We start from the raw sequence: 21904 nt of genomic DNA, 5'->3' as shown, positions 1-21904 counted from the left end.
CAAGGGGACACGCCATGAACCGTCTGCTCGCCTCCGCCATCATGCTTGCGGCCTTCGCCAGCCCCGCCGCCGCGCAGTCGATCACGGTCGCGGTGCAGGCCGATGTCCGCAGCATCAATCCCGGCGTCAACCGCGACGACGGCACCGACGATTTCGTCCTGCAGATGGTCGAGGGTCTGGTCGGGTACGACGAAGGCGGCACGCCGCAGCCCTTGCTCGCCGAGAAGGTCGACCTCTCGGCCGATGGCAAGACCTACACCTTCACGTTGCGTCAGGGAGTGAAGTTCCACAACGGCGCCGAGCTGAGTTCGGCCGACGTGCTCTGGAGCTGGAACCGCTATATGGACCCGAAGACGGATTGGCGCTGCACCTCCGAATTCGACGGCCGCTCCGGCCTCAAGGTCGAATCCGTGCAGGCGCCGGACGCCCGCACCGTGGTCATGACGATCGACAGGCCGAACGCGCTCTTCCTCGACACCATGGCCCGTACCGACTGCGCGATGACGGCGATCCTGCACAAGGATTCGGTGAAGGCGGACGGCTCCTTCGACAGGCCGGTCGGCACCGGGCCCTACAGGATGGGCGAGTGGAAGCGCGGCGAATACTTCACCATGACGGCCTTCGATGGCTACGCCTCGCCGAAGGCCGACGGAAAGGTCGACGGCTATGTCGGCTCCAAGCGTCCGCTGCTGAAAGAGGTGAAGTTCCTGGTCGTCAAGGATCCGGCGACGGTGAAGGCCGGCCTGACCTCGGGAGCGCTCGATCTCAGCGAGATCCTGCCGAGCGATGTCGGCGAGCTGCGCAAGCTGCCCAGGCTCGACGTCGTGACGGCGGCGACCGCCGTCCGCCACGTCCTGCTGATCCAGACCCGCGATGCCGTGATGGGCAACAGAAAGCTGCGCCAGGCGATAGCGGCCGCGCTCGACATGGACGAGATCGTCGCGGCGGCGTCCGACAATCTCGGAGAAACCAACACCTCGCCGATCTATTCGCGCTCGGCCTATTTCGGGCCGGCCGAGAAGCAGGGCCACAAATACGATCCCGCCCGGGCCAGGAAGCTGCTGGCGGAGGCCGGCTACAAGGGTGAAAAGATATCCATCCTCGCCAACAAGCGGCCCCGCGTGCCGAGCTTCCCGGCAGCCGTCGTGGTCCAGTCCATGCTGCAGGCCGTCGGCGTCAATGCCGACATCGAGGTGCTCGACTGGGCGACGCAGCTCGACCGCTACAACAAGGGCAACTACCAGATGCAGTCCTTCTCCTTCTCGGCCCGCTTCGACCCCGCAATCGCGTTCGAGCAGTTCTCCGGACCCAAGGACAAGCAGCCCCGCAAGGTCTGGGACGATGCCGCCGCCCAGGCGAAGATCGACCGTCTCATGACGGTGTCCGACAAGGCCGAGCGCCAGAAGCTGGTCGACGAACTCCACAAGCAGGTGATCGAGGACGTCCCGCTGATCTTCATGTTCAACGGCATCGACGCGATCGCGCTCAGCAAGCGCGTCAAGGGCTTCCAGCCTTGGCAGTCCAAGCTGCGGATGTGGGAAGTGACGGCGAACTGAACTCCCCGGCCGACTAGAACCAACCGGGGAGGGCCCGATGCTGCGCTTCGCGCTGACCCGGATCGGCATGGCCGTGCCGACCCTGCTGATCGTGGCGGTCGCGGTCTTCGTGCTGATCCGCCTGATCCCGGGCGATCCGGCCGCCCTGATGCTGGGCGACCTCGCGACGCCCGCCAGCCTCGCCGATCTGCGCGGCCGTCTCGGGCTGGACCAGACTCTGCCCGTGCAGTTCGGCATCTGGTTCGGCAATCTGCTGCAGGGCGATCTCGGCCAGTCGATCTCCTCGCAGCAGCCGGTTCTGCCGCTGATCCTGTCGCGCTTCTGGATCAGCGCCCAGATCGTGCTCGTCGCCGTGCTTTTCGCCAGCCTCGTCGCGGTGCCGGCCGGCGTGATCGCAGCCTGGAAACAGGATTCCGCGCTCGACCTCGGCCTGGTCGCGGTGGCGACCCTGCTGCTTTCGATCCCGACCTTCTGGCTCGGCCTGCTGCTGCTGCTGTTCTTCGGCCTCAGGCTCGAATGGCTGCCGGTCGTCGGCTACGTCTCGATCGGCGACAATCCCCGGGCCGGACTGCTCTACATCGTCATGCCGATCCTGACCCTGTTCCTGCACGAGATCGGCGTGCTGATGCGGATGGCGCGCGCCTCGACGCTGGAGGTGCTGCGGCTCGACTACATCACCCATGCCCGCGCCAAGGGCCTATCGGAGGGCGCGGTGCTGTGGCGCCACGCCTTCAAGAACGCCTTCGGCCCGACCTGGACGCTGATCGGCCTCGTGCTCGGCAATCTGCTCGGCGGCATCGCGGTGGTCGAGACGGTGTTCACCATTCCCGGCCTCGGCCGGCTGCTGGTCGATGCGATCTTCGCGCGCGACTATCCCGTGATCCAGGGCTGCATGCTGGTGATCGCCTTCAGCTATGTGCTGGTCAATCTCGTCATCGACCTGTGCTACCCCGTTTTCGATCCGAGGGTGACGGCGCAATGAAGCTCCCCGCACTCAATGCGCTGATCGGCGGCGCGCTCATCGGCGGCCTTGGCGTCGCGGCGGGCTTCGGCGCGCTGTGGACGCCCTATGATCCGCTCCAGCTTTCCTTCCGCGCCAAGCTCGCCGCGCCAGGCGCGACGCACTGGCTCGGCGCCGACGAGTTCGGCCGCGACGTGCTGAGCCGGCTCCTGGCGGGAGCCGCCACCTCGGTCTGGATCAGCCTGCTCACCGTCGCGATGGCGGTGACGCTCGGCACGCTGATCGGGTTGCTGTCGGGCTATCTGCGCGGCTGGGTCGACCGCGTCATCATGGCGTTCAACGATGCGCTGCTCGCCTTTCCCGGCATCCTGCTGGCGCTCGGCCTGCTCGCCGTGGTCGGGGCCAACAAATACGGCATCATCGTCGCGCTCGGCATCGCCTATACGCCCTCGGTCGCGCGCATCGTGCGCGGCACGGTGCTCTCGCTGCGCGAGCGCGAATTCATCGCGGCCTCCAGGGTGATGGGTAATTCGGAAGCCTTCACCATGGCCCGCCACATCCTGCCGAACTGCATCGCGCCGCTGACCGTGCTCGCGACCTCGATGTTCGGCTATGTGCTGCTGGCCGAGAGCTCGCTCTCCTTCCTGGGCCTCGGCGTGCCGCCGCCGGCCCCGACCTGGGGCAACATGCTGGCGGGCTCGCGGCCCTATATCGGGCAGGCGGTCTGGCTCGGCATCTTTCCGGGCCTGTGCATCTCGTTGACGCTGCTGGGCATCAACCTGCTCGGCGACGCGCTGCGCGACAGGCTCGACCCGCGGATGCGGGGCCTGCGATGAGCCCCGGCAAGCCGCTGCTCGCGGTCTCCAACCTCACGCTTCGCATCGGCGCGAGCGGCAAGACCGTCGTCAACGATGTCGGCTTTTCGGTCTCGGCCGGCGAGATCGTCGGCATCGTCGGCGAGTCGGGCTCGGGCAAAACTCTTGCCGCCCGCGCCGTGATGGGTTTCGTGCCGCCCGCCGTGAGACGGATCTCCGGTTCGATCCTGTTCGACGGCGAGGAGGTCACGACCATGGCCCGGAAGCGCCTGCGCTTGATGCGCGGCGCCAAGGTCGGCATGGTCTTCCAGGAGCCGATGACCTCGCTCAACCCCTCCATGCTGATCGGGCGGCAACTGGAGGAGGGGCTGGCGCTGCATCGCGACCTCGACGCAGGCCAGCGGCGCGCGCTGATCCTCGACATGCTGCGCCGCGTCGGCCTGCGCGATCCCGAGGGCGCCTTCACCGCCTATCCGCACCAGTTCTCCGGCGGCATGCGCCAGCGCATCATGCTGGCCTCGGTGATGCTGCTGAAACCGGCGCTGCTCATCGCTGACGAGCCGACGACGGCGCTCGACGCGGTCGTCCAGCGCGACGTGCTCGAGCTCATGGTCGACCTGACCAAGGAGAACGACACCGCCGTGCTGATGATCTCGCATGATCTCGGCATGATCGCGCGCTATTCCAGCCGCATCATCGTGATGTGCCAGGGCGACGTCGTCGAGCAGGGCGGGACGGAGGACATCCTGGCCCGGCCGCGGCACCCCTACACGCGAAAGCTCCTGGCCGCGATGCCGCACCGCCTGCCGGCGCGCGAGCTGCCAGACGCGAAGACGCCGATCGTCGCCGTGCGCGATCTCGTTCTCGACTATGGCGGCCGCCAGGGCTTCTTCCGCAAGGAAGCGGCCAAGCGCGCGCTGCACGGCGTCAGCCTCGCGGTTCAGCCGGGCCAGGTCGTTGCCGTCGTCGGCGGCTCCGGCTCCGGCAAGACCACGCTCGGCCAGGCCATCGCGGGGCTGCTGAAGCCGACCGGCGGCGACATCCTGTTCGACGGCAAGCCGATCTTCAAAAGCGACGCCGCCTTCTGGGACTATCGGCTGAACTGCCAGATGGTGTTCCAGGATCCCTATTCATCGCTCGATCCGCGCATGACGATCGGCGAACTGGTCGCCGAGCCGCTGCGGCTGGTCAGGGACATGAGCGCAGCGCAAAAGCGCGCGCGCCTCGACGAGGTGCTGTCCGAAGTCGGGCTCGGCGACGGCTTCGCGCCGCGCTATCCGCACGAACTCTCCGGCGGCCAGCGCCAGCGCGTCGCGATCGCCCGCGCCATCGTGCGCCGGCCGAGCTTCGTCATCGCAGACGAGCCGGTCTCGGCGCTCGACGTCACGGTGCGGGCGCAGGTGCTGGAGCTGTTCGCGGAGCTGCAGAAGAAGCACGGCTTCTCCTGCCTGTTCATCAGCCACGACCTCGGCGTGGTCGAGCAGGTCGCCGACCGGGTCGTGGTGATGCAGGACGGACGCATCGTCGAGGAGGGCTCGCGCGACCAGATCTTCGATGAACCGCGGCACGACTACACGCGAAAGCTGCTCTCGGCCGTGCCGGGGCTCGAAAGCACGGCGGATGGCGGGGTCAGGCTGTTCTGGCGGCTGGGGGAGCGGGCCACGGGGATGACGGCGCGATGAAGAACGGCATGATCGTCTGCCCGCAGCCGGAGGCCGCCGAGGCGGGGGCTGCCGTGCTGGAGCGCGGCGGCAACGCGGTCGACGCGGCCATCGCCTGCGCCTTCATGCAGGGCGTGGTCGACCCGCTGATGTCCGGGATCGGCGGCTTCGGTTCGATGCAACTCTACATGCCGGGCAGGGGCATTCACCAGATCGTCGAGTTTTATGCGCGCGCCTCGCTGCATGCGACGCCCGGGATGTGGCTCGACAAGCTGACGGGCCAATCGCGCGACGGCTTCGCCTTCCTGCTCGAAGACGGCATCAGCGAGTTCGGCCATCTCGCCGTCTGCACGCCCGGCAGCGTCAAGGGCTACGATTTCGCGCTCTCGCGCTACGGCACGATGGACTGGGCCGACGTGATCGCGCCCGCGGTCAGGCAGGCGCGCGAGGGCGTCCTGGTCCGCCCGCACATGCACTGGTTCTGGACGCAGGACCAGAGCGGCTCGGGCCAGGTCAACACCGCCGACAAGCTGCGCTACAGCGAGACCGGCAGGCGGCTCTATTTCCGCCCCGACGGCAGCGCCAAACGCCCCGGCGACGTCATCGCCAATCCCGATATGGCCGATACGCTGGAACGATTGGCGAAAGGCGGCGCGGATCTGTTCTATCACGGCGAGCTGGCCGAGGAGATCGCCGCCGACTTCGCCGCCCATGGCGGGCTGATCTCGCGCCAAGACCTCTCGGCTTACGCGCTTTCGGTCGCGGAGCCGATCTGGGGCGAGTATCGCGGTCACCGCGTCGCGACGAGCCCGCCGCCGGCGAGCGGGATGCTGATGCTTGAAATCCTGCACATGCTCGAACATTTCGACATCGGTTCGCTGGGGCATGGCTCGGCCGAGCATGTCAGGCTGCTGGCCGAGGCGATGAAGCGCATGACCATCGACAAGGACGCCTTCATGGGCGACCCGGCCTATGTCGAGGTGCCGGTCGAACGCCTGCTCTCGAAAGGGCATGCGGCGGCGCAGGCCGACAGCATCCGCCGCGGCGAGCGCGCCGATGTCAAGCGGCTGCAGCGCTCCTCCTCGCGCGAGACGACCCATGTCTCGGTGGTCGACAGGCACGGCAACGCGGTGGCGCTGACGCATACGCTCGGCAGCCCGTCCGGCGCGATCACCGAGGGGCTCGGCTTCATCTGGAACGGCACGATGAGCCGCTTCGACCCGCGCCCGGGCCGGGCCGGCTCGATCGCGCCCGGCAAGCGCCGCTCGTCCTCGGCCGCGCCGACCATCGTGTTCAGGGATGAAAAGCCCTTCATCGTGATGGGCGCGCCCGGCGGCAGCTACATCGCGCCGGCGATGGCTCAAGGCGTCATGAACGTCGTCGATTTCGGCATGTCGATGCTGGAGGCGGTCGCGGCGCCGCGCATCGTCGCGGTCTCGAACACGATCGACGTCTCTAACCGCATCCGCCGCAGCGTCACCGACGAACTCGTCGCGCAGGGCTACGAGGTCAAGCGTTCGGCCCAGAGCTATCCCTTCGCGGCGCTGCACGGCATCCGTATCGAGGACGGGCTCTGCTCGGGCGGGGCCGATCCGCAGCGCGACGGCATGGCGATCTCGGCGCCTGCCGGCTGACGTTCGGGCCTGCGCGGGCGACGGCACGGTGCTCGCGGCGGGTTCGGCCTTCCGGAGGCTGCCGCAGGCCGAGGCGATCGTGCGCATGGTCGGCGATCTGGGGCGCACGGTCGCCGATGCCGGCCAGATGCGCGGCACGGCGATGATCGGCGCGATCGACCTCAACGTCGACACCAGCCTCAATCTCGCGCGCCATCCTTCAGATGAATTTCTGAAATTACATCTGTTGCAATCAAGCGAGCGCATCTGTATCAATGGCCGCCAACGAGGTTCAGGCACCCCGGGCAGGGCGATGGCGACGGCTCTCTTCATTCACGGAGCGAAGGATGCCCGCGTCGCACCCTTCAACCTGCGCGAGGGACGGCCGGAGGAGGTCCTGCTCGACGTCGCGGCGGTCGGGCTCTGCGGCAGCGACCTGCACTACTACAAGGACGGCGGCATCGGCGCGGCGGTGATCCGCGACCCCTTCGTGCCCGGGCACGAGTTCGCGGGGTTTCTCTGCGAGGAGATCGCCGATCTCGGGCTCGACGCCGGGACCCTCGTCGCGGTCGACCCCAACAAGGCCTGCGGCGCCTGCTCCTGGTGCCATGAGGGCCATCCCAATCTCTGCCCGCATGTCGAGTTCATCGGCGCGCCGCCCTTCAACGGCGCGATGACCAGCCGGATCTGGGTGCCGCGCTCGCAGATCGTGCCGCTGCCCCGCAGCTTCGACCCGCTGACCGCGGTGATGCTGGAGCCGCTCGGCGTCGCGATCCATGCCGTCGATCTCGCCAAGCCGCGGCTGCTCGAAACGGTGGCGCTGCTCGGCGCCGGGCCGATCGGCCTGCTGACCCTGCAGGTGCTGAGGGCGGCCGGCGCCGGCGACATCCTCGTCGCCGACCCGCAGCCGCATCGCCGCGAACTGGCGCGGCGGCTCGGCGCGAAAGCCGTCTTCGTTTCCGTCGAGGCGCTGCTGGACGAGGCCCGCCAAGGCTGCCCGCTCGTGGTCGAGGCGACGAATTCGCCGGCCGGCTTCACGGATGCGGTGCGCGCGGCGCGGATCGGTGGGCGCATCGTGCTGGTCGGCATCCCGGATGGCGACAGCTACACGCTGCCGGCCTCCGAGGCGCGCCGGCGCGCGCTCAAGATCAAGTTCGCCCGCCGCATGGGCGAGGTCTACCCGCGCGCCATCGCGCTGGTCGAGCAGGGAAAGGTCGATGTCGCGTCGATGGTGAGCCATCGCATCGCCCTCGCCGAGACGCCCGGCGCCTTTCGCGCGCTGGCCGAGAACGCACCGGGCTACAACAAGGTGCTGATCTATCCGAATGGGACGAACGCCACAGGGAGGCAACAATGAAGAGACTGCTTGAAACGATCAGCGCGCTGGCGCTCGGCATCGGATTGCTCGGCGCGCCCGCACCGGCTCAGGCCCAGACGCAAGCCCCGGCCCCATGGGCGATCGAGAAGGCCGCGGCCCCGCTCAAGGGCACGCAGATCAACGTCATCTTCCTCGACCGGCCGGGCTACCGCGCCATCATCAAGCTGCTGCCGGAGTTCGAGAAGAAGACCGGCATCAAGGTCAATTACGAGATCGTCCCTTACGAGAACACCCGCGAGAAGCAGGTGCTCAACTTCAACTCCAAGGGCGATCTGACGCTGGCGCTGGTCGATCTCGTCTGGATCGGCGAGTTCGCCGAGAACGGCTGGATCGTGCCGGTCGAGAAGTTCTCCGGCGACGCCGCGATCACCGACCCGAACCTCAACCTGAAGGGCTTCTTCCCGCTGCTGCTCGAGGCCTTCGGCTCCTGGGGCAACAAGGTCTACGGCCTGCCTTTCGACAACTATTCCGGCCTGCTGTTCTACAACCAGTGTCTGCTGAAGGAGGCCGGCTTCGACAAGCCGCCGGCGACCTGGGACGAGGTGCTGAACACCTATGGCCCGAAGCTGAACAAGCCCGACAGGAAGCAGTTCGCCTTCGCGCTGCAGTCGCTGCGCGGCGAGACCCAGTCGGCCGACAGCTTCATGCGCGTGCTCTGGCCCTTCGGCGGCTCGCTGCTCGACAAGAACTTCAAGTCGAACCTGCTCTCCAAGGAGAGCCAGGCCGGGCTGAAGTTCCGCCAGGACCTGATGAAGCTGATGCCGCCGGGCATCGTCTCCTACGACCACTCGGAGGCCGTCAACGCGCTGGCCCAGGGCCAGGTCGCGATGATCACCGAATGGTCGGCCTTCTACGGTACGCTGACCGACCCGAAGACCTCCAAGCTCGGCGACTGCCTTGCCGTCGCCCCCGAGCCATCCGGGCCGGCCGGCCGCCTGCCGGCGCTCGGCGGCTTCTCGCTCGCGGTGGCGGCGCAGGCGACCGAGGCGCAGCAGAAGGCCTCCTGGATCTTCACGCAATGGGCGACTTCCGAGGAGATCGCGCGGTCCTATGTCGAGGCCGGCGGCGTCTCGGGCCGCAGCGCGATCTACGAGCAGGCCGACATCAAGGCGAAGTACAAGTTCGTCGAGCCGATGGTCGCCTCCTGGCAGAAGGGCGTGCCGGAGTTCCGGCCGCGCTTCCCGGCCTGGCCGGCGATCTCCGAGATCGTCGCCGAGTTCGGCTCCAAGATGATGCTCGGCGAGGTCTCCACCGAAGAGGGCGCCAAGCAGATCGGCACAAGGATGGAGGCCATCCTCACCAAGGAGGGTTACTACGACGGCAAGAAGGCGCTGCGTCAGTAACCGGCCTCTCCGGCGCGCGCCCCCTCTCCCCGGACGCGCGCCGGATCGCCCTTCCGGGTTCGATGTTCCGGGCTTCCTGCATGACCGATCTCTACCAGGCGGCGCTCGCCGACCTCGGGCGCGTCTTCGAGCGCCTCGATCGGGCTGCGGTCGAGCGCGCGGTCGCAGGCGTGGCGGCGGCGCGGCGCATCGCGCTCTACGGCGTCGGCCGCGAGGGGCTGCAGATCAGGGGCTTCGCCATGCGGCTCCATCATCTCGGCCTGGAGGCCGCGATGGTCGGCGACATGACGACGCCGCCGCTCGGGGCGGGCGACCTGCTGATCGTCTCCGCCGGACCTGGGCATTTCTCGACTGTCGAGGCGTTGATGGGCGTGGCGAGGCGGGACGGGGCGCGCACGCTCGTCGTCACGGCCCAGGCCGAGGGCGCCTGCGCCAGGGCCGCCGACCTCGTGCTCGCCGTGCCGGCCCAGACCATGGCCGACGACGGCGGCGCGGACGTCTCGGTGCTGCCGATGGGCTCGCTCTACGAGGGGGCGCAGTACATCCTGTTCGAAGTGATGATCCTGATGCTGCGCGAGCGGCTCGGCGTCAGTGCGGAGGCGATGCGTGACCGCCACACCAATCTCGAGTGAGCTCGGCCGGCCGTCGAAGCCCGCCAGGGCCGTGCGCCACCACCCCGGCCATGGCCGCTGGACGCCGTTCTGGTTCCTCGCGCCGGCGGTGCTGGCGCTGCTCGTCATCGGCATCTACCCGACGATCTTCGCGCTCGTCACCTCGTTTCGGCGCTACAACATCACCCGGCGGGCCGACATGCTCGACGGCTATCCCTTCGTCGGCCTGCAGAACTACGCCAGCGTTCTCTCCGACCGCTCCTTCTGGGACAGCCTGCTGCTGACCGGGCAGTTCTACCTCACCGTGATGCCGCTCCAGATCGCGTTCGGCCTCGTGATCGCGCTGATGCTGAACCGGCCGGGCCTCGGCTTCCTGCGCGCGCTGACACGCGTCTCGCTGGTGGTGCCGCTGGCGACGACCTATGCCGTCGTCGGGCTGATCGGCCGGCTGATCTTCAACCGCGATTTCGGCGTCGCCAACCAGATGCTCGGCTGGTTCGGCGTCGCTTCCTCCGACTGGCTCGGCAGCACCACCGGCGCCTTCATCGCCATCGTCGTGATGGACATCTGGCAGTGGACGCCCTTCGTCGCGCTGATCTTCCTGGCCGGGCTGTCGATGGTGCCGGTCGAGATCGAGGAGGCGGCCAGGCTCGAGACCAAGAGCCCGTGGGCGCTGCTGCGCCATGTGCAGCTTCCCTATCTGCTGCCGGGGCTGACCGCCGTGCTGATCCTGCGCTCGGCCGATGTGCTCAAGCTCTTCGACATGGTCTTCGTGATGACCCGGGGCGGGCCCGGCTCGGCGACCGACCTGATCTCGATCTACATCCAGCGCGTCGGCTTCAAGGTCTTCGATCTCGGCGTCGCCTCGGCGCAGGCGATCCTGCTGCTGGCGCTGACCGTCGTGCTCAGCCGGCTCTACATCCGCCTGATCTACCGGGAGATCGCCTGATGGGCCGCCTTCGTCTCGGCCGGGCGCTGCATGCCGGTGGCCTGCTTCTGGTGCTGCTGTTCGCGCTGTTCCCGTTCTACTGGATGGTGTCGTCGAGCCTGAAGGAGCAGACCGACCTGCTCGCCTCGCCGCCGGTCTGGTGGTTCAGGCCGACGCTCGCCAACTACCAGGACATCTTCGCCGACCAGCGCGTCACCACCGCCGTGCTGAATTCGCTGATCGTCTCGGTCGCGACCACGGGGCTGGCCGTGCTGCTCGGCACGCCGGCGGCCTATGCGCTGGCGCGCTTCGAGTTCCGGGCCAAGTCCGACCTCTGGTTCTGGTTCATCTCGAACCGGATGATCAGCCCGATCGTGCTGGCGCTGCCGGTCTATCTGCTGGCGCGCCAGGTCGGGCTGCTCAACACCCATCTCGTGCTGGTGCTGATCTATCTGACCTTCACCCTGCCGATCGTGGTCTGGATCTGCACCGACCAGTTCCGCTCGATCCCGCCCGACCTCGAGCAATCGGCGCGGCTGGAGGGCGCGAGCCAGCTCGTCATCTTCCGGCGCATCTACCTGCCGCTCGGCCTGCCCGGCGTCGCGGTCTCGGCGATCTTCGCGTTCATCTTCTCCTGGAACGAACTGCTCTACGCGCTCGTCCTGATCACCAGCCAGAACCTCAAGACCGCGCCCGTCGTCGCGACCAACTTCATGTCCGGCTACGAACTGCCCTGGGGCAAGATCATGGCGACCGCGACCGTGATCGTGCTGCCGGTGACGCTGTTCGCGCTCGTCGTCTCGCGCCATCTCGTGCGCGGCCTGACCATGGGCGCGACGAAATGAGCGCGATCCCCTCGACCAAGATTCCCTTGGGCGTCAACCTCTCCTTCTGCGTCAAGCGCTGGGTCACGCCGGCGCTGTGGACAAGGATCGTGCGCGAGGATCTCGGCCTCGACCTGGTGCAACTCTCCTACGACCTCGTCGATCCGATGTGGCCGGACGCGCTGCTCACCGACCTCGCCGGCGAGTTGCGCGAGGCGACGAGAGCGCAGGGCATCACGATCCATTCCGCCTTCATCGGGCTGGCGCACTACACCTACAACCAGCTGCTGCACCCCGACCGGCGGGTGCGCGAGGCGGCCGAGATCTGGCTCGGCCGGGCCTATCGCTTCGCAGGCGCTGCCGGCATCGCGCGCGTCGGCGGCCCGCTCGGCGCGATCGCCTCGCGTCGCGACGGCATCGAGCCGCCGTCGATCCCAGACGCGGATTACGGCGACCTGATCGCGCGCATGCTGCGTCTGGCGGAGACGGCCGCCGCCTGCGGCCTGAGCGAGCTCTATGTCGAGCCGACGCCGATGCGCCGCGAATGGCCGTGGACGACGGCGCAGGCGCGGACCATGCTCGCCGACGTCTCGGGCGGCGCCTTGCCGTGGAAGCTCTGCGTCGACTGGGGCCACGGCGCCCTCATCCCGCTCTATGGCGAGGAGCCCGGACTGATGGAGCGCTGGTATCGCGAACTCGCCGACGGGATCGGCGCGATCCACATCCAGCAGACCGATTTCCGCTTCGACCGGCATTGGGACTTCACCGAACCCGGCGCGGTCGATCCGGTGGCCGCGGCGGCGCTGCAGCGCGAATGCGGGCTTGCCGACCGGCCGGTTTTTCTGGAGGTGTTCTACCCGTTCGAACGCGACGACGCCTCGGTGCTGGAGGGCGTCGGGCGCTCGGTCGAACTCCTGAAGAGCGCCTTCGCATGAGGTTCGCCGTGGACGATCAAGAGGTCAGGAGACGCCCGCCTGCCGCGGACATCGAGAGCGAGCGCGCCGGGGCCGACGCGCAGCTCCAGGCCCGCGTCGCCTGGCACTATTATGTCGGCGGCATGACCCAGCAGGAGATCGCCGACCGCTTCGGCCTGACGCGCCTGCGCGTCAACCGCATCATCGGCCAGGCCCGCAGCGACGGGCTGGTGCGGATCGACGTGCGCCTGCCGCTGGCGTCCTGCGTGGCGCTGGAGGAGCGGCTGAAGGCGCGCTTCGCCCTCGACGAGGTTATGGTCGTGCCCTCGACCGACGATCCGGACATCCAGCAGCAGGTCATCGGCGAGGCGGCCGGCACGATGCTCGACGGGCTGCTGCGCGACGGCATCGGGCTCGGCGTCGGCTGGGGCCGCACGCTGCGGGCGGCCGTCCGCCGCCTGACGCCGCGCCGGCTCGGCGAGGCCTGGGTCACGGCGCTGATGGGCGGGCTGACGCGCGGCTCCGGCACCAACACCTTCGAGGTCGCGACCGAGTTCGCCCGCGTGCTCGGGGCCGAATGCCACTATGTCGCCGCGCCGATCTACTGCCCGTCGGTCGAGAGCCGCTCGACGCTGCTTACGCATTACGGCCTCGCCGAGGTGATGCGGCGGGCGCGCGAGGGCGATGTCGCGCTCGTCGCCGCCGGCGACATGTCGCCGCGCTCGCTTCTGGCCTCGACCCACATCGTCTCCGGCTGCCTGGCGGAGCTGAAGGCGGCCGGCGCCGTCGGCGACATTCTCGGCTGCTTCCTCGACGAGTACGGCCGGCCGGTGAAGCACCCGCTGAACGAGCGCGTGATGGCGCTGACGCCGGCCGAACTGAAGGCCTATCCCAACGCGATCCTCGCCTCGGGCGGGCTGCACAAGCTCGAGATCGTGCGCGCCGTGCTGAACGCCGGCTATGTCCGCCGCCTCGTCACCGACGAGAGCGTGGCCGAGGCGCTCGCCGGGTCGACTGGCGCATGATCGGGCCCGGCATCCTTAGCGCGGCCTGCCGATGACAACGCTTCTCGCCATCGATGTCGGGACCCTCTCGGCCCGCGCCGGTCTGTTCGAGGCCGATGGCCGGCTCGTCGCCGTGGCGAGCGAAGGCTTCGAGCTGCTGCGCCCGCTCGACCGCCATGCCGTCTACCGCATGGACGGCATCTGGCGGGCGACCGTCGCCGCCATCCGCGCGGCGCTCGCCGCCGCCCCGGACGCGGCGGCGCGACTCGCCGGCATCGCCGTCGACGCGACGTCCTCGCTCTATGTCGAGGCCGAGGGCGGCGCGCCGCTCGACGGCTCGGCCGACGTGCTGTGCTGGATGGACCATCGCGGCGAGGCCGAGGCGCAGGAGCTCGGCCTGAGCGGCGACCGCTATCTCGACTATGTCGGGGGAAGCGTCTCGCCCGAGATGCATCTGCCGAAGCTGCTCTGGCTGAAGCGGCGCCGGCCCTTCGCCTGGCGTCGGGTCCGGGCCATCCGCGATCTCTGCGACGAGATCGCCAGGCGCCTCACCGGCCTCGCGCGCCACTCGATCTGCGGGCTCGCCTGCAAGCTGCCCTATCTGCCGGGCGACGAAGAGCCATGGCGGCGCGAACTGCTGGACCGCTTCGACATCGCCGACCTGCTCGCTTTGGACGGCCTCACCGAGACGCCGGGGCGCGTCGGTGACGTCCATGGACCGCTTTCGGCCAACGTCGCCGCGACGCTCGGGGTCGCGCCCGGCATTCCGGTGGCGGTCGGCCTGATCGACGCGGAAGCCGGCGCGCTCGGCGTGCTGGGGCGCGGTTATTTCGAGGCGATGAACGGGACGCTCGCGCTGATCGGCGGCACCTCGACCTCCTACATGGCCTGGAGCGCCGAAGAACGGCGCGTGCCCGGCGTCTGGGGTCCGTTCAGGGACGCGGTCTTTCCCGGCTACTGGATGCACGAGGCGGGGCAGAGCCTCTCCGGCGCCGCGCTCGACGCCGTGCTGGCGCAGCATCCCGCCGGACCGGGCGCGGCCTCGACGGAGGCCCATGCCGAGACGGCCCGGGCGATCCTCGACCGGCTCGACGCCGAGGGGCCGGCCTTCGCGGCCCAGCGCCATGTCGTGCCCGACTGGCTCGGCAACCGCGCGCCGCTGGGCGACGGCCGCGTGCGCGCCCTCGTCACCGGCCTCGACGAGGAGACGACGCCGCGCTCCTTCCTCGAACACTACTACGCCACGGCCCGCGCGCTCGTGCTGCAGAGCCGGCACATCGTCGAGCATCTCGACGCCCACGGCTATGCGATCGAGCGCGTCGCGCTTGCCGGCGGCCATCTCAGGAACCCGCTGCTGGCGCGGCTCTATCGCGACGGGCTCGGGGCCGAGGCGGTCGTCTCGGAGACGCCCGAGCCGGTGCTGCTCGGAACGGCGATGGTCGCCTCGGTCGCCGGCGGCGCGCACCGCGATCTCTTCACGGCGCTCGACGGAATGGCGCCGCGGCAGACGGTTCTCGCCGCCGACCCGGCCTGGGCGCAGGCTCATGACGGAGCCTATCGCATCTATCGCAAGCTCTTCGCGATCCGCAACGAGACGGAGGCCGAGGCGCGCAGCCTGTTTTCGCCCTCCGCGACGACGGAAGGAGACCGCCCATGCCGTTCCTGAAGCTCGACCACGTCTTCAAGCGCTTCGGCGCGGCCACCGTGATCGACGGCGTCACGATCGAGGCGGAGAAGGGAGAGTTCGTCGTCTTCGTCGGCCCCTCCGGCTGCGGCAAGTCGACCCTGCTGCGCATGGTCGCCGGGCTGGAGGAGATTTCGGACGGCTCCGTCCTGATCGACGGGCGCGACGTCACCGGCGTCGAGCCGGCCGACCGGCAGGTCTCGATGGTGTTCCAGTCCTATGCGCTCTACCCGCATATGAGCGTGTTCGAGAACATCGCCTTCGGCCTGCGCATGGCCAGGATGGCGGAAGCCGAGATCAAGAAGCGGGTCGACGAGGCGGCCCGCATCCTGCAGATCGGCCCGCTGCTGGAGCGCAAGCCGCGTCAGCTTTCCGGCGGCCAGCGCCAGCGCGTCGCGATCGGCCGCGCCATCGTGCGCCAGCCGAAGCTGTTCCTGTTCGACGAGCCGCTTTCCAATCTCGACGCCGAGCTGCGCACGCAGATGCGCGTCGAGATCGCCCGGCTCCATCGCGAACTCGGCGTCACCATGGTCTATGTCACGCACGACCAGATCGAGGCGATGACGCTGGCCGACCGCATCGTCGTGCTGCGCGCCGGCAAGGTCGAGCAGATCGGCTCGCCGACCGAGCTCTACGACAGGCCGGCCAACGTCTTCGTCGCCGGCTTCATCGGCTCGCCGAAGATGAACTTCGTCAAGGCGAAGGTCGCGGCAATGGACGAAACGCAGCTCACGGCCACGCATCCGGCCTTCCGCGGCGGGACGCTGGTCCTGCCTGCGGCCGGCCGACGGCTGGAAGCCGGCGCGCCGATCATGGTGGGCCTGCGACCGGAAAACCTCGAACTCGGCGGGTCCAAGCCGATCCTCGACCTTGTCGCCGATGTCAGCGAGAATCTCGGCGGCTCCACGCAGATCTACGCCAGCGCGCCGGAAAGCGGGCTGCTCACCATCCTGGCCAATGGCCGGCCGGCGCTGAAGCCCGGCGACGCCCTGCCGGTGGGCCTGCGCGACGGCCATGTCTATCTCTTCGACGAACACGGCGCGGCGCTCTGAGGCCCGGCGGTCGTGATCTCGTTTCTCGGCATCGATATCGGCACCTCCTCGGTCAAGGCGATCCTGATCGACGAGCGCCAGCAGCTTCTGGCCGAGGCGAGCGCGCCGCTGACGGTCGAGCGACCCAGGCCGCTCTGGTCGGAGCAGGATCCGGAGGCCTGGTGGCGCGCGACCCGTACTGTCGTCGCCGAACTGCGCGGACGCGCGCCTCGGGCGCTCGCGAATGTCGGCGGCATCGGCCTGTCGGGCCAGCAGCACGGCGCGACGCTGCTCGACGCAAGCGGCGGCGTGCTGAGGCCCTGCATCCTCTGGAACGACGGCCGCTCGCTGGCGCAATGCCGCGAGATGACGAGGCGCATGCCGGATTTCCCCGCGCGCGCGTCCAACATCCCGATGCCGGGCTTCACCGCGCCGAAACTGCTCTGGGTCGCCGAGCACGAGCCCGAGATCTTCGCCCGGACCGCGACCGTGCTGCTGCCGAAGGACTATGTCCGCTATCGCATGTCGGGCGCGCTGGTTTCGGAGCTCTCCGATTCCGCCGGCACGCTCTGGCTCGACGTGGCGCGCCGGCGCTGGGACGACGAGCTGCTGGCGCTGTGCGGCCTGACCCGCGCGGCGATGCCGGAGCTGGTCGAGGGCTCGGCCGAGGCCGCGACCCTGTCGCGCGAGATCTCGCTCGACTGGGGCATGGGGGGCCGGCTCGTGCCGGTCGCCGGCGGCGGCGGCGACAATGCCTGTTCGGCGGTCGGCATCGGCGCGACGCAGGCCGGCGACGGCTTCGTCTCGCTCGGCACCTCCGGCGTCGTCTTCGTCACCGCCGACCGGCCGGTCGCGCTGCCCGAGCGGACCCTGCACGCCTTCTGTCATGCGCTTCCGGAGCGCTGGCACGGCATGGCGGTGACGTTGTCGGGCGCGCAGTCGCTGTCCTGGCTGGCCGGGCTCTTCGGCGCGGCGCAGGACGTGCCGGGCCTGCTGGCGCGGGCCGAGGCCTTCGCCGCCGAGCCCGGCCGGATCGAGCAGGCGCCGCTCTTCCTGCCCTATCTGACCGGCGAGCGCACGCCGCACAACGACCCCGACGCCACCGCCCAGTTCGCCGGGCTGAAGGTCGAGCACGATATCGCGGCGCTGGCCTATGCGGTGCTGGAGGGGGTCGGTTTCGCGCTTTCGGACTGCCTTGCCGTGCTCGACGCGGCGGGTGCCGCTCCGTCCTCCTGCATGCTCGTCGGCGGCGGGGCGCGCAGCCCGTTCTGGGCCCAGCTCGTCGCGGATGCGACCGGACTTTCGCTCGTCATCCCCGAAGGCGCCGAGATCGGCGCGGCCTTCGGGGCCGCCAGGCTCGGCATGCTCGCCGCCGGCGCCGGGGAAAGCGAGGTCTGCGTCAAGCCGCCGATCAAGGTGAGGGTCGAGCCTGCCGCGACGGCGCAGCCGCTGATGGCCAAGCGCCGCGCGGACACGCTGGCGCTTTATGCCCGGCAAGACGATGCACCAGTGGTCAGCGGCGGCGCTCGGGATTGAGGGTGTCCTCCAGGCGGCGGCTGTAGCGGGATATGCAATAGCAGATCACGAAATAGACGAGCGCCGCGTAGACATAGGCCTCGGTGGCGAAGCCGAGCCAGTTGGGATCGCCGAGCGAGGCGCGCAGCGTGGTGAAGAAGTCGAACAGGCCGATGATGACGACGAGCGTCGTGTCCTTGAACAGGCCGATGAAGATGTTGACCTGGGCCGGGATGGTGATCTTCAGCGCCTGCGGCAGGATGACGAGGCGGGTCGCCTGGACATAGCCGAGGCCGAGCGAATCGGCGGCCTCGAACTGGCCCTTCGGCACCGCCTGCAGGCCGCCGCGAAAAACCTCCGCCAGATAGGCCGCCGCGAAGATGACGAAGGCGATCTGCGCACGCAGGAAGCGGTCGATCTCGATGCCGCTCGGCATGAACAGCGGCACGATGAAGGTCGCGATGAACAGGACCGAGATCAGCGGCACGCCGCGGATGAACTCGATCCAGGCGATGCAGAACGCCTTGACCAGACGCAGGCTCGAGCGACGCCCCAGCGCCAGCAGGATGCCGATCGGATAGGCGATCGCGATGCCGAAGACGGCGAGGAAGATCGTGACGAACACGCCGCCCCACAGCCGCGTCGGGACGGGAGAGAGACCTGGTATCGGAACGCCCAGAAAGCTGCCGCCCATCAGGCTCGACATCAGCGCCATGGCGCCGATCCAGCCGAGAACGAGTTCGCGCCGCCAGAACCGGCGCTGGACCGAGACCGCGACGAGGCCGGCGAAGAGCGCGAGAACGAGGCCCGGACGCCAGCGCAGCTCGTAAGGATACAGCCCGAAGATCGAGAACCAGAACTTCTCGCCGATGAAGGCCCAGCACGCCCCCGCGCCGGGCGCCCGGCAGTCCTGCGCCGCGCCGGTCCAGACCGCCTTCAGGACCAGCCACTCGAGCAGCGGCCGGGCGATCAGCGCCAGCACGACGAGACCGACGATCGTGGCCGCGGCGTTGAGCGGCGAGCCGAAATAGGCTTGCCGCAGCCGGGCGAGCGGGCCTGGCAGCACGCCGGGCGGCGGCGCCAGGTTCGGCAGGGTCTCGCGCGAGACGAAAGCCGGGGGAACCGCGCCGGAGCCCGCCATCCTCAGCGCTCCCGAATGGCCATGCTGGCGTTGTAGCGATTCATGAAGAGCGCGGTGCCCAGGCTCAGCACGAGGTAGACGCCCGCGAAGATGACGATCGCCTCGACGGCGCGGCCCGTCTGGTTCATCGTCGTGTTCGAGATGTGGACGATGTCGGGATAGCCGATCACGACGGCCAGCGACGAGTTCTTGGTCAGGCTCAGCAGGTTGGAGGTCAGCGGCGGGATGATGACCCGCAGCGCCTGAGGCAGGACGAGCAGCCGCATGATGCGGCGGTCGGGCAGGCCGAGCGACCGCCCAGCCTCCCACTGGCCGCCGGACACCGACAGGATTCCGCCCCGCACGATCTCGGCGGTGAAGGCGGCGCCATACAGCGTCAGGCCGAACTGCAGGGCCGCGAACTCCGGCGACAGGGTCAGGCCGCCGCGAAAATTGAAGCCGCTCAGCCGCGGAACGGAAAAGCGCAGCGGCCAGCCGGAGAGCGCGGCGACGGCGAGCGGCATGACGACCAGAAAGGCGAGCGCCCAGGGCCAGAGCGGGCCGCGCCGGCCCGTGCGATCCTGCCCGCGGGCGCGGAGGCGACGCGCGGCCAGGGTGGCGGCGAGACCTGCGAGAGCGGCGACGGCGACCGGCCAGAGCCCGGGCGTCCAGTCGATCCAGGGGATCTGCAATCCGCGATTGGACAGAAAGACGCCGGGCAGGGGCGTCAGCGAGCCGCGCGGCCCCGGCAGCAGGTTGATGATGGTGTACCAGAGGACGAGCTGGAGGACGAGCGGCGTGTTCCGGATCACCTCGACATAGGCGCCGACCAGGCCCGAGAGCAACGGGTTCGGCATCAGGCGGACGATGCCGAGCGCGACGCCGAGCAGAGTCGACAGGACGATGCCGATCAGCGCGATCCGCAGGGTGTTGACGAGCCCGGCGATTAGGGCCCAGCCATAGCTGTTCGACGGGTCGTAGGGGACCAGCGTCTCGCCGATCTCGAAACCGGCCGGCCGCCACAGATAGTCGAAGCCGAACCGCAGGCCGCGCGCCTGGATGTTGGCGGCGAGATTGGTCCAGCAGAACCAGACGAGGCCCGCCAGCAACAGCAGCAGCACGCCCTGGACGATCAGCCCGCGGGCCTTCGGATCGTTCCGGAGGCGCGGCTTGCCCGCGCCTCCGGTCGATACGGACCGCGAGGCGTCCAGCGTCATGACGTCGCGTCCTCGCGGCGGCGTCGGCTAGAGCCGGCGACCCGGCTCAGCGCGCCGGCGGCGCATAGAGCAGTCCGCCCTTGGTCCAGAGGTTGTTCTGGCCGCGTTCGAGGCCAAGCGCCGTCTTGGGGCCGATATTGCGGTCGAAGATCTCGCCGTAATTCCCGACGGCCTTGATGATGGTCTGGACATAGCGCTGGTCGGCCGCGCCGAGCGAGGCGGCCATGCCGGGATCGACGCCGAGGAAGCGCTTGATCCGGGGATCGGTCGAGGAGGCGGCGATCTCGTCGACATTGGCCTGGGTGATGCCGAACTCCTCCGCTTCGGTCAGCGCATAGACGGTCCATGCCACCAGCACGCTCAGCTCCTCGTCGCCCTTGCGGATGGCGGGCCCGAGGGGCTCCTTCGACAGGCGCTCGGCCAGGATGACGTGGTCCTGCGGCTTCGACATCAGAGTGCGCGCGGCGGCCGCGCCGGAGAAGTCGTTGGTGAAGACGTCGCAGCGGCCCTGGTCATAGGCGCGGCGCAGTTCGTCCAGCGCCTCGATCACAACGGGCTTGTACTTCATGTTGTTCTGCCGGAAGAAGTCGGCGAGCGTGAGCTCCGTGGTCGAGCCCGGCTGCAGGCAGACGGTCGCGCCGTCGAGCTGCCTGGCGCTGGTGACGTTGAGCTCCTTGCGGACCATGATCGACTGGCCGTCATAGAAGACGATCGCCGGGAAGTTGAAGCGGTTGACGTTGGTGTTGCGCGTCAACGTCCAGGTCGTGTTGCCGATCAGAACGTCGATCTCGCCGTTGGTCAGCGCCGGGAAGCGCGACTGCGACGTCGTCGGCACGAACTCGACCTTGGTGGCGTCGTTGAGGATCGTCGCCGCGACGGCACGGCAGAGGTCGATGTTGAAGCCGGCCCAGCGCCCCTGCGAGTCGGGCACGCCGAAGCCGGGGTTGGACGGTCCCTGGACGCCGCAGCGCAGCATGCCGCGGCTCTTGATGGCATCGAGATCGCGGCCGGCGGAAGCGGGTCCGGCGAAGCCGGCGAGCGCGGCGGCAAGCGTCGCTGCGGCAATCAGGCTGTAGCGAAGTGTGACTGTCATACCCTTGTTCCCCATTTCCGATGTTCAGGCAGATGTCCGGACACTGTCAGAAATCCGGTCGACGCCGCGGCCGCGCCGCATCCTTCGCGACCTTTCATCAGCTTGCAAGGGCTGACGCGGGTTCTGCGGGTGTCAAACGGCGTTCAAGGTTGTCCCCTGATTTGGAGTGCGCCCCTGCGGATAGACAGGATCAGGCTGCTGATTTGACCGTGAGCCGGGCGTGTTGATCCTCGAACTGCTGCGGGCTGAGATAGCCGAGCGCGGAGTGCAGTCGGCTTGCGTCGTAGACCTGATCGATGAAGCGTGGAAGGTCGGCGGCGACATCCTCGAAGGTCTCGTAAGCCATCGGATGGACGGCCTCGTCGGAGATCGCCGCCATCGTCTCGACGAGCGCGGTGTCGTCGATGCCGGTGCCAGCTTGTCGTAGCAGGTCGAGTGCGCGATCCCCATCAGCCGGCATCCTTCGGCGACGGAGATGCCGAGGGGCCGGTGACGACGGATGGAGTCGCGCGTCTCGGCCGCGTCCGTGCTTCAGAGCCCCCTTCTATCAGGCTGTTGAAGAAGGTTCTGGTCTGGCCTTGAGGACGAGTTCGTCGCCATTGTGACAGGCGAAGGAGATCCCGATCGCGCCGTCGT

General features: G+C 68.9%; 19 protein-coding genes. 15 read left to right on the top strand and 4 right to left on the bottom strand.

Annotated features, from left to right (window positions below; translation table 11 throughout):
• Positions 1-14: 14 nt before the first annotated feature.
• The 15 genes from AC1RRW_RS21000 to xylB all read left to right on the top strand — a co-directional run bounded on the left by AC1RRW_RS21000 (position 15) and on the right by xylB (position 17859).
• Entirely contained in the window at positions 15-1556 is a 1542-nt protein-coding gene (locus AC1RRW_RS21000; protein WP_492903494.1) for an ABC transporter substrate-binding protein, read from the top strand.
• A 37-nt stretch (positions 1557-1593) separates the two neighbouring features.
• Positions 1594-2538: an ABC transporter permease gene (locus AC1RRW_RS20995; RefSeq protein WP_492903492.1), complete on the top strand. Its 945-nt coding sequence runs from the start codon at positions 1594-1596 to the stop codon at positions 2536-2538.
• Positions 2535-3353, top strand: a complete 819-nt coding sequence (locus tag AC1RRW_RS20990) for an ABC transporter permease (RefSeq protein ID WP_492903491.1) — start codon at positions 2535-2537, stop codon at positions 3351-3353. Before AC1RRW_RS20995 ends, AC1RRW_RS20990 begins: the two co-directional genes overlap by 4 nt.
• A complete protein-coding gene (locus AC1RRW_RS20985) occupies positions 3350-5014 on the top strand; it encodes an ABC transporter ATP-binding protein (RefSeq protein WP_492903489.1) in 1665 nt (554 codons plus the stop codon). The genes AC1RRW_RS20990 and AC1RRW_RS20985 overlap by 4 nt, the downstream gene beginning before the upstream one ends.
• Complete coding sequence (gene ggt, locus AC1RRW_RS20980; RefSeq protein ID WP_492903487.1) at positions 5011-6627, top strand: gamma-glutamyltransferase; 1617 nt, start codon at positions 5011-5013, stop codon at positions 6625-6627. The genes AC1RRW_RS20985 and ggt overlap by 4 nt, the downstream gene beginning before the upstream one ends.
• Before the next feature lie 28 nt (positions 6628-6655).
• Positions 6656-7963: a zinc-dependent alcohol dehydrogenase gene (locus AC1RRW_RS20975; RefSeq protein WP_492903485.1), complete on the top strand. Its 1308-nt coding sequence runs from the start codon at positions 6656-6658 to the stop codon at positions 7961-7963.
• Positions 7960-9327 (top strand): ABC transporter substrate-binding protein, encoded by a 1368-nt coding sequence (locus AC1RRW_RS20970; protein ID WP_492903483.1) that lies wholly within the window; start codon positions 7960-7962, stop codon positions 9325-9327. Before AC1RRW_RS20975 ends, AC1RRW_RS20970 begins: the two co-directional genes overlap by 4 nt.
• Before the next feature lie 80 nt (positions 9328-9407).
• A complete protein-coding gene (locus tag AC1RRW_RS20965; protein ID WP_492903481.1) occupies positions 9408-9959 on the top strand; it encodes an SIS domain-containing protein in 552 nt (183 codons plus the stop codon).
• Complete coding sequence (locus tag AC1RRW_RS20960) at positions 9934-10887, top strand: carbohydrate ABC transporter permease (protein ID WP_492903479.1); 954 nt, start codon at positions 9934-9936, stop codon at positions 10885-10887. The genes AC1RRW_RS20965 and AC1RRW_RS20960 overlap by 26 nt, the downstream gene beginning before the upstream one ends.
• Positions 10887-11711 (top strand): carbohydrate ABC transporter permease, encoded by an 825-nt coding sequence (locus tag AC1RRW_RS20955; RefSeq protein WP_492903478.1) that lies wholly within the window; start codon positions 10887-10889, stop codon positions 11709-11711. Before AC1RRW_RS20960 ends, AC1RRW_RS20955 begins: the two co-directional genes overlap by 1 nt.
• Positions 11708-12625, top strand: a complete 918-nt coding sequence (locus AC1RRW_RS20950; protein WP_492903476.1) for a sugar phosphate isomerase/epimerase family protein — start codon at positions 11708-11710, stop codon at positions 12623-12625. The genes AC1RRW_RS20955 and AC1RRW_RS20950 overlap by 4 nt, the downstream gene beginning before the upstream one ends.
• Positions 12622-13629: a sugar-binding transcriptional regulator gene (locus AC1RRW_RS20945; protein ID WP_492903474.1), complete on the top strand. Its 1008-nt coding sequence runs from the start codon at positions 12622-12624 to the stop codon at positions 13627-13629. Before AC1RRW_RS20950 ends, AC1RRW_RS20945 begins: the two co-directional genes overlap by 4 nt.
• A 31-nt stretch (positions 13630-13660) precedes the next feature.
• Complete coding sequence (locus tag AC1RRW_RS20940; protein ID WP_492903473.1) at positions 13661-15274, top strand: FGGY-family carbohydrate kinase; 1614 nt, start codon at positions 13661-13663, stop codon at positions 15272-15274.
• Positions 15262-16344: an ABC transporter ATP-binding protein gene (locus AC1RRW_RS20935; protein ID WP_492903471.1), complete on the top strand. Its 1083-nt coding sequence runs from the start codon at positions 15262-15264 to the stop codon at positions 16342-16344. Before AC1RRW_RS20940 ends, AC1RRW_RS20935 begins: the two co-directional genes overlap by 13 nt.
• A gap of 12 nt (positions 16345-16356) precedes the next feature.
• Positions 16357-17859: a xylulokinase gene (xylB, locus tag AC1RRW_RS20930; protein WP_492903469.1), complete on the top strand. Its 1503-nt coding sequence runs from the start codon at positions 16357-16359 to the stop codon at positions 17857-17859.
• Here xylB and AC1RRW_RS20925 read toward each other — a convergent pair.
• From AC1RRW_RS20925 to AC1RRW_RS20910, 4 genes are all read right to left on the bottom strand, one after another.
• The gene (locus AC1RRW_RS20925; RefSeq protein WP_492903467.1) at positions 17837-18979 is read right to left on the bottom strand and encodes an amino acid ABC transporter permease; all 1143 of its coding nucleotides are present in this window, start codon (positions 18977-18979) and stop codon (positions 17837-17839) included. The genes xylB and AC1RRW_RS20925 overlap by 23 nt on opposite strands.
• Before the next feature lie 2 nt (positions 18980-18981).
• Positions 18982-20175 carry an amino acid ABC transporter permease gene (locus tag AC1RRW_RS20920; protein ID WP_492903465.1) on the bottom strand — a complete coding sequence of 398 codons (1194 nt, stop codon included), beginning with the start codon at positions 20173-20175 and terminating at the stop codon, positions 18982-18984.
• Between the two features lie 46 nt (positions 20176-20221).
• Entirely contained in the window at positions 20222-21268 is a 1047-nt protein-coding gene (locus AC1RRW_RS20915) for an amino acid ABC transporter substrate-binding protein (RefSeq protein WP_492903463.1), read from the bottom strand.
• Between the two features lie 190 nt (positions 21269-21458).
• Complete coding sequence (locus tag AC1RRW_RS20910) at positions 21459-21728, bottom strand: hypothetical protein (protein ID WP_492903461.1); 270 nt, start codon at positions 21726-21728, stop codon at positions 21459-21461.
• Positions 21729-21904: the final 176 nt, after the last annotated feature.

The organism is Allobosea sp. GW821-FHT12C12, from assembly GCF_058807355.1.
This window is presented reverse-complemented; position numbering and strand designations above follow the sequence as displayed.

Excerpts from the sequence above, each read along its gene's own strand:
- AC1RRW_RS20985 (WP_492903489.1), top strand. The coding sequence starts at position 3,350 with ATGAGCCCCGGCAAGCCGCTGCTCGCGGTCTCCAACCTCACGCTTCGC.
- AC1RRW_RS20915 (WP_492903463.1), bottom strand. The coding sequence starts at position 21,268 with ATGACAGTCACACTTCGCTACAGCCTGATTGCCGCAGCGACGCTTGCC.
- AC1RRW_RS20940 (WP_492903473.1), top strand. The coding sequence starts at position 13,661 with ATGACAACGCTTCTCGCCATCGATGTCGGGACCCTCTCGGCCCGCGCC.
- AC1RRW_RS20995 (WP_492903492.1), top strand. The coding sequence starts at position 1,594 with ATGCTGCGCTTCGCGCTGACCCGGATCGGCATGGCCGTGCCGACCCTG.
- AC1RRW_RS20945 (WP_492903474.1), top strand. The coding sequence starts at position 12,622 with ATGAGGTTCGCCGTGGACGATCAAGAGGTCAGGAGACGCCCGCCTGCC.
- AC1RRW_RS20970 (WP_492903483.1), top strand. The coding sequence starts at position 7,960 with ATGAAGAGACTGCTTGAAACGATCAGCGCGCTGGCGCTCGGCATCGGA.
- AC1RRW_RS20935 (WP_492903471.1), top strand. The coding sequence starts at position 15,262 with ATGCCGTTCCTGAAGCTCGACCACGTCTTCAAGCGCTTCGGCGCGGCC.
- ggt (WP_492903487.1), top strand. The coding sequence starts at position 5,011 with ATGAAGAACGGCATGATCGTCTGCCCGCAGCCGGAGGCCGCCGAGGCG.
- AC1RRW_RS20965 (WP_492903481.1), top strand. The coding sequence starts at position 9,408 with ATGACCGATCTCTACCAGGCGGCGCTCGCCGACCTCGGGCGCGTCTTC.
- AC1RRW_RS20955 (WP_492903478.1), top strand. The coding sequence starts at position 10,887 with ATGGGCCGCCTTCGTCTCGGCCGGGCGCTGCATGCCGGTGGCCTGCTT.
- AC1RRW_RS20950 (WP_492903476.1), top strand. The coding sequence starts at position 11,708 with ATGAGCGCGATCCCCTCGACCAAGATTCCCTTGGGCGTCAACCTCTCC.
- AC1RRW_RS20910 (WP_492903461.1), bottom strand. The coding sequence starts at position 21,728 with ATGCCGGCTGATGGGGATCGCGCACTCGACCTGCTACGACAAGCTGGC.
- AC1RRW_RS21000 (WP_492903494.1), top strand. The coding sequence starts at position 15 with ATGAACCGTCTGCTCGCCTCCGCCATCATGCTTGCGGCCTTCGCCAGC.
- AC1RRW_RS20920 (WP_492903465.1), bottom strand. The coding sequence starts at position 20,175 with ATGACGCTGGACGCCTCGCGGTCCGTATCGACCGGAGGCGCGGGCAAG.
- AC1RRW_RS20990 (WP_492903491.1), top strand. The coding sequence starts at position 2,535 with ATGAAGCTCCCCGCACTCAATGCGCTGATCGGCGGCGCGCTCATCGGC.
- AC1RRW_RS20925 (WP_492903467.1), bottom strand. The coding sequence starts at position 18,979 with ATGGCGGGCTCCGGCGCGGTTCCCCCGGCTTTCGTCTCGCGCGAGACC.